This window comes from Armatimonas sp., from assembly GCF_043760365.1.
Lineage (GTDB): Bacteria > Armatimonadota > Armatimonadia > Armatimonadales > Armatimonadaceae > Armatimonas.
This window is the reverse complement of record NZ_JAYUPA010000628.1, coordinates 1-4180: the sequence shown is the minus strand read 5'-3', so window position 1 is coordinate 4180 and position 4180 is coordinate 1. Positions and strand designations below refer to the sequence as shown.

The window sequence follows — 4180 nt, the reverse complement described above, 5'->3', positions numbered from 1 at the left end:
GGGTCTTGATCTCGCTCCCGTAGCAGCCCAGATCCGACCAGCCCATGTCATCGGCGAGGATGAGCACCACATTGGGTTTCTTCACGATATTCATGGTTTCTTGTTTCTTGTTGAGCCGGGTTGCCAGCCGCTTGAGGTACTCGTTGGCGCTGTCGGATTTGAGAATCCGCTCAGTCCAGGAAGTCGGGATCGCCGCTTCCAAGCTAAGCCGGGTGATCGTATTGACGAGAAGCTGCTGGGCGTACTCGTTGGTGGGCTTGTCCAGCTCCGCCAGAAGTACTGCCTTTCCGCGCTCCGATTGCCCTAGCACAAAGAGCGCATGGGCTGCAGTGATTCGGTTGGCGGCAGAGGCATCGGTGAGAAGCGGCGAGAGTGCATCTGTCGCAGAGCTGGCACTCTTGCCTAGTGCGACACAACCCAGTGCGCCCCAGTAACGGATCACGGGGTGCGGAGATTTCAGCGCTTTTGTGAGCGCGGGCAGGTTCTTTGTATCCCGCGCTGAGGCCAAAAACGCGATCTCGACAACGTCGGTGAGCGGAAAGGCGGCGCTGTTGACGTAGCCGTGAATCGTCGCGTTGTTTCCCGCCAGCTCGGCGTACATCGGCTCAGGCACAAGCGCGGTGTCGTGTACCTGAGTCATGGTGGCTTTGAGCTGCGTGCGCATGGCTGCAAGCCGTTTAGTCTGTGCGGGATCACGGGCGAGGTTCTTGATCTCCCAGGGATCGCTCTGTGTATCGAAGAGCTCCTCCGTGGCCTCGGCGGGCTCCCAGAGCGCTTTGTGGTAACCGGAGAGCTTGCCGTCTTGCCAGGCTTTTTGCCACGCGGCCCAGCCGGGAATAGCCATCTGGTAGTAGCTATAAGGAGCCGACGGCAGGTGCGGCATGAAGCGCCGGATGTACTTAAAGCGCTCGTCGGTGATCGCGCGGCGCATACCATAAAGCTCGTCAAACCGATCCGCGTAGAGAAAGACAGTTGGCTTTGCGGGCGGCGCGATCCGCTCGGAGCCTAAGAACGCACGTCCCTGCATCTGCGCGGGCTTTTTCAGACCACAGAGCGAGAGCAGTGTCGGGGCGAAGTCCACAAACGAGACCAGCTCGCTCACCCGCTGGCCTTGGGCGAACGGGGAAAGCGCTTGCCATTTCTTAGGCACATGGACAAGCAACGGGATGTGAACGCCGGTGTCTTCTAAGTAGCGCTTGCCACGTGGTGTTGGGCCGCCATGATCGGCGTAGTAGAAGACAATCGTGTTTTCGGCAAGCCCACTCTTTTCCAGCTCATCGAGCTTCGCACCGACTTGCTTGTCCATCGCCGTGATCGTGTCGTGGTAGATCGCCCAGTCCGAGCGCATCTCGGGCAGATCAGGGAGATAGGGCGGCAGAAATAGTTTGTTGGGATCAAGGCGCGATGTCTGGGGCGTCTGACCATTTTCACGGTTGGTCTTGACCTTAGCGGGGAAGAGATTGCTCTCGTGGCTGATCTCGATATTAAAAATGGCAAAGAACGGCTTGCCTTCTGGGCGGTTCTTATAGTGCGCCTGGTTCGATGACATATCCCAGTAGGAATTATCATTTCCCTTAAAGTTATAGTCAGTCTTGGCGTTGTTGGTGCAGTAGTAACCCTGTTCTCGTAGAGAGGAGACATAGGGCTTAAAGTTAGCGGGGATAGCATGCCGCGAGCGCATGTTCTGCGTCCCGAGACTGACAGAGTAGGCTCCGTTGAGCAACGTACAACGAGACACGGCACAGACCGGCGCATTGGCGTAGGCTTTCTCGAAGAGCACGCTCTGCTTGGCGAGGGCATCAATGCGCGGTGTCTGCGCCTCTTTGTTGCCGTAGCAGCCCAGCCACTGCGCCGCGTTGTCCTCGCTGACGATCCATAGAATATTAGGTCGCTCTTGTTGCCCTCTAGCCCCTGCCGAGCAGGGGAAGACTAGAGGAGTGAGCAGTAGCGCCAGTACCAGTAGCTCTTTATGCACGTTTCTCTCCCACGTTAATAGTCTTTGGGAAGCCCTCAAACTGCCCGCCCCCGTGTCGCCACATCTCAAACGTCGCTTCACGGGTTTTCTTGTTCAGCCGGACAATACCATAGCCCGAGCCTTTCTTGTGCGCCACTTCATCGGGAGGAACCGTGCCGCCGACTTCTTTGAGTAGATTGCTACCCTTCTCGGGGTTCGCGGCGGCCAGCACGGTAATTTTGTGCCCAAAACTATCGGTGAAGCGCCCCGTGATGCTGGCTCCCTCCGGCCACCAAGCGCGCGGCCAGCCGTTGGCGGTGCCGGGCACCATAAAGGCCAGCGGGCCATCGTCCCAGTTATCCATGCCATGCCGCAGGAGAATCCCACTGTGCTGATCGCCCGCCAGCATCAAGACCGATGGATTCAATGCCGTGAGTGCCCGCTGACGCCCGGACTGCGGCCAAGCGTTGCAGTCCAGATCGAGCTTGATCGGGTTGAGCTGTGGCCCAGAGTGCGTGGTCGCGTGGCAAAAGATCGTCTGAGAAAGCACGACCTTAAACGGCGCAGGCTCCTTGGACCAGCGGGCAAGAAAGCGCTCCTGCCGCTCCCCTAAGAGCTGTGCGCCCGGCGCGTCCAGTGCCTTGGGATCGGACTTGCCTTGCTGTCGAAGTGCAGCGGGAATGGCATCATCGGGGCCGGTCTTGAACTTGCGATCCTCGATCACGGCGAAGTCCACACCGCCGTACGTAAGCTGCGTGAAGTACACCCCTATTCCCTGCGCGACTGGTGCGGGATCAACGGGATCGGGCAGGTGCGCGGTCTGAGTACGCTGCACCACACCCACCCACTCGGGGGGCATCACGTAGCCACCGTTTTCTTGCTTGCCATTGGGTGCAGGCCGTCCGCCCTGACCCCAGATATTGCCCTGAAACACATCGTGATCATCGGGCAGGATCACGGAGGGGCGGTCTTTGAGCAGCTCGCGCCACATCCAGCCAAAGTGCCAGTACTTGCGCAGATAGTCCAGCGTCGCCCGATCGGTGGGCTTGCGGATAATCCCAAAGCCGCCGTAGTTCTCGTAGATCTGGTCGCCCAGAAAGCAGAGCAAATCGGGGTTTTGTTTCGCGACCATGCCCGTGAGGCGGGTCTGCGGAAAGACATAGCCATGATCGCAGGAGAGCACCCCAACTGTCAGGCTCTCCCGCTCCACGGGATCACGGCGGATTGTCCCTTCCCAGAGATAGTCTTTTCCTTGCCAGGTATAGGCAACCCGATACGCTGTGTCCGCGCTGGCCTTCCAGCCTGGGATGCGAAAGAGCGCGGTGCTCGCAAGCGGCTCCACGGTAGCGTCGCTGAGCTTCTCCCAGCGGTCGTTGCGTAGAGCTTCCAGGCGAACTGTCTGTGTATCGGATTTTTCCAGTGGTGGCAGGAGTGCCAGCAGCTTTAGCACGCCCCCGGAGAGTGTGTACTGTGTCCAGAGCAGCGGCCCGAACGTCCGCTTGGGGAAAACCCCCACCTTCTCCCCCTCTACATGCCAGTTGCTGTAGCGCCAGCGAATGATCGGCTGGTTATTGCCCTCGGGCTGATTACGAGGAGCCTCAGCCAGGAGCGCGATATTGCCGTGCAGCGCCGCCGCATCTAATTTCGCCGCGACACTTGCCATTTTCTCGCCCTGTGTCCCCGTCAGTGTCGCCGTTCCGTCCACCGCCACGCTCAGCTTCAGCGCCACGGGCAGCTTGGCATCAAGCACCTCAGCGCTCAAACTTTCTCCTATAAACAGCTTACCATCGGCGCGAATCCCGGCTTCAAGCTTGTGCTGATAGTGCCAGAGCGCGTGGCGAAAGTCCGCGAGCTGGCCGCGCAGGGCAAAGGCAAAACCCGCCCGCACCGCCGACGGCTGCGCGGGGGTGCCGTCCAGCCGCACGGTCACGGAGAGCGTGAACGCGCCTGGTTTTTCGGTCAGCGCATGGGTCAGCAGATGCAGTAAGCGCCCCTTGGCCGTCAGTGCCACCACCTCGCCATTCTCCACGCTCCAGTCCTGAAGCGGCGCCGCCCAGAACTCCGGCCCCACCCAGTGGCGGGTGCCCTTCCAATCACTTTGAAACAGACTCATGATTTCTTGCCTGCCAATGGGGCATTCGCTGCCTTGATCCAGGCGAGCAAGTCTTTGAGGAGCTCCTCGCGCTTACTGGGGTTGGTATCGGCGAGGTTGACGCGCTCCCCCAT

2 protein-coding genes are annotated in these 4180 nt (G+C 59.8%); both read right to left on the bottom strand.

Annotation, left to right across the window (positions count from 1 at the left end):
- Positions 1-1975: sulfatase-like hydrolase/transferase (locus ACH2EH_RS14370; protein ID WP_395142733.1), on the bottom strand; the 1975-nt coding region annotated here is incomplete at its 3' end.
- A complete protein-coding gene (locus ACH2EH_RS14365; protein WP_395142732.1) occupies positions 1968-4067 on the bottom strand; it encodes an alkaline phosphatase D family protein in 2100 nt (699 codons plus the stop codon). The genes ACH2EH_RS14370 and ACH2EH_RS14365, both read right to left, overlap by 8 nt.
- Positions 4068-4180: the final 113 nt, after the last annotated feature.

What these genes read in the sequence shown, in the direction of transcription:
- ACH2EH_RS14365 (WP_395142732.1), bottom strand. Translation starts at nt 4,067, where the DNA reads ATGAGTCTGTTTCAAAGTGATTGGAAGGGCACCCGCCACTGGGTGGGG.